The organism is Psychroflexus sp. MES1-P1E, assembly GCF_002836055.1.
GTDB lineage: Bacteria > Bacteroidota > Bacteroidia > Flavobacteriales > Flavobacteriaceae > Psychroflexus.
Genome location: NZ_PJBS01000240.1, coordinates 1 through 2472, shown reverse-complemented (window position 1 = coordinate 2472; position 2472 = coordinate 1). Strand labels below are relative to the sequence as shown.

The following is a 2472-nucleotide window of genomic DNA, read 5'->3' as shown; positions in this document are numbered from 1 at the left end:
TGCAATTCTAAAAACTAATGACTAAATGGTAATTACGGAAATAAGAAATAGAAATGAAGCAGAATCATTTATAGAACTATTAAAAAATACTTCTATTTCATATTCTACAGAAAGACCTTTTTCAGTCCATTTCTTCTTTTTTACTACCGGTCTGGAAATAGAAGAGTCAAAACTCATATTAGAATCTATTGTTGAGTTGGACAAAGTTTCAGGTTCTCATATTGCATGTCACATTTTCGTTGATAAAATCAAGACATCAATCTTCGAAACTCTGAGCGGCATTTATGAAAGAAAGCCTATTGAAGGAAGAGATTTTACATTAACGCAAATTGAAGGCTTATGCAATAATGAAAGTCTTAATCATATGCAGTTGGATAAGTTAGAACCAGCAGACTTAACTAATGCGACTGAACACATAGCTCGTGGATTAGGAATCTCAGAAAAGTTGCCATGTATTCTCATATTTGATTCAACTGAAATGCTCTTATCAGATGAATTAACAATATTAGAGTTTCCAGATACAAGGAAAGATTTATCGACTTTATTACGGAAATTTTTAGGGATAATTCAATCAAATAGTGAAATTTTTAGAAAAAATACAGAAATACTTGATGAAATAAATAACTTGTTTGATAAACAAAAAGCAATTAGAACCAAACGTGGTGCTCCAACAGAGCATAAAATGAAGGTTTTAAATAATTTTTTCAAAAAGGAATTCAATAGTCTTGAGGATGGCTTAAAAGAGTCAAATAGGATCAGAAAAAAAATTCTAAATAATGATACCATCCAGAAGGAACAATTCGGATTAGTAGTACAAAGTAAGTTTGCTTCAAGAGGCAAGAATTCAGCTGAAGAAGTTAAAAAACTCTTAGCGAAAGTCAAAAAAGACGGTGATGAAATGGACTCAGAATTAGCAACAGTAAATCATCGAATTTCTGAATTAAAATCTTCTTTAAAATTTTCTGAATCTGTGTCTAAAATATTTCGAAAAGATAAACTCTTGAATAAATACACTGATACGGTTAAGACTTCAATGGCAGACATAATTAAAACGGGAATTAAAGAATTAGGAAAACCTTCATTCTGGTTAAAAATACTTGGACCTTAAAAAGCACACAACAAGGTGTATAGTGCATACCCTTCGGGATACGCACCATACACGGAACGTTGTATAGAATTAAAACAAATGAAAAAATAAATGATATTTGATTCTCAACCAGAAACTTGGCAAGAACTTCAAGACTATGTAGGAAAGATGTTTGAAGAATGTGGTTTCGAAACGGAAGTACCTAAAACAATTGATTTAGTTCGAGGAAAAAAAGAAGTAGACGTTTATGCGAAGGATACCCAAAAAGAGTATCAACCTGTTATCCTTATAGAATGTAAATTTTGGAATAAACCAATCCCTCAAGACACAATCCATTCTTTTAGAACAATAATGAATGATTTTGGAGCTAATCTTGGTTTTATTGTTTCTAAAGTAGGATTTCAATCTGGAAGTTATGAAGCTGTTGAAAAGACTAATATCAAACTAGTAACTCTAGAAGATCTTGAAAAAGTTTATTATCGAAAATGGTTAAAATCAATGCCTAAAAAATATATGGAATTAGCCGATAAATTATTTCCATATTGGGATCCTAGCGGAGGGAAAATGCCGACTAGTAGAGAAAAATTTAGTTGGGATAATAATCAATTAGTTCATAATGCATATAAGCCTATTTGTTCAATAGGTCCTTGGGATCTTGAAGAAAGAAACTATATGGAACGTAAATTTCCTATGACAATTCCCATTATTGATGACGAATTAAATCAAATAGGTACTGAAGAAATCAAAACTTATAGACAATATTTTGATATTGTGGAAAGAGATAAGGAAAAGGCAATAAAACATTTTAAAATTTTGTACGGAGAAAAATAACTCTATACAACACTATATATAGCAAATTGGGCGATTAGTGTTTAATCGAAAGGTTGTTGTCTATTTGCAAAGTCGCCAAATCTTTTGATTTGGTATTAAAAGAGAAAAATTAAAACAAAATAAAAAGATTTGGCTTGTGGCTAAACCGAAACGACAGTGCTTATCACCTGCCCTACGTTTCTTATACGAGACGTTGCCAACAATGCCGAAATAACTAACTTTACGAAATTTAAAAAACTTAATGTCTAAAACCAACCAACTCATATTACTTCTAGATTCACTAGACAAAAAGGAATTCGATAAAATCGTAAAAATTTATTTGCAAAAGGAGTATGACTTTAAAAAAGTTGTTTTTACAGATGGTAAAGATGATGTTGGTCTAGACATCAGAGTATTTGATTTTGAAGGGCAAAACATACAGTATCAATTAACAGTACAAAAGTCAAAAAGCCAAAGTGAAATGTATTCATTTACAAAAAAAGTAATTGAAGATATTGAAAAAGCAAAAATTAATGTTACAGAATTCGGTTCAAAAGACAAACTTATTTTCTTTT

The 2472-nt window shown here is 30.5% G+C and carries 3 protein-coding genes; all 3 read left to right on the top strand.

Annotation, left to right across the window (positions count from 1 at the left end; all coding sequences use genetic code 11):
- Positions 1 to 25: 25 nt before the first annotated feature.
- On the top strand, positions 26 to 1108 hold the full coding sequence (locus tag CXF67_RS09290; protein ID WP_102088503.1) for a hypothetical protein: 1083 nt from the start codon (positions 26 to 28) through the stop codon (positions 1106 to 1108).
- Between the two features lie 90 nt (positions 1109 to 1198).
- The gene (locus tag CXF67_RS09285; RefSeq protein WP_102088502.1) at positions 1199 to 1918 is read left to right on the top strand and encodes a restriction endonuclease; all 720 of its coding nucleotides are present in this window, start codon (positions 1199 to 1201) and stop codon (positions 1916 to 1918) included.
- A gap of 241 nt (positions 1919 to 2159) precedes the next feature.
- Positions 2160 to 2472: hypothetical protein (locus CXF67_RS09280; protein WP_145990435.1), on the top strand; the 313-nt coding region annotated here is incomplete at its 3' end.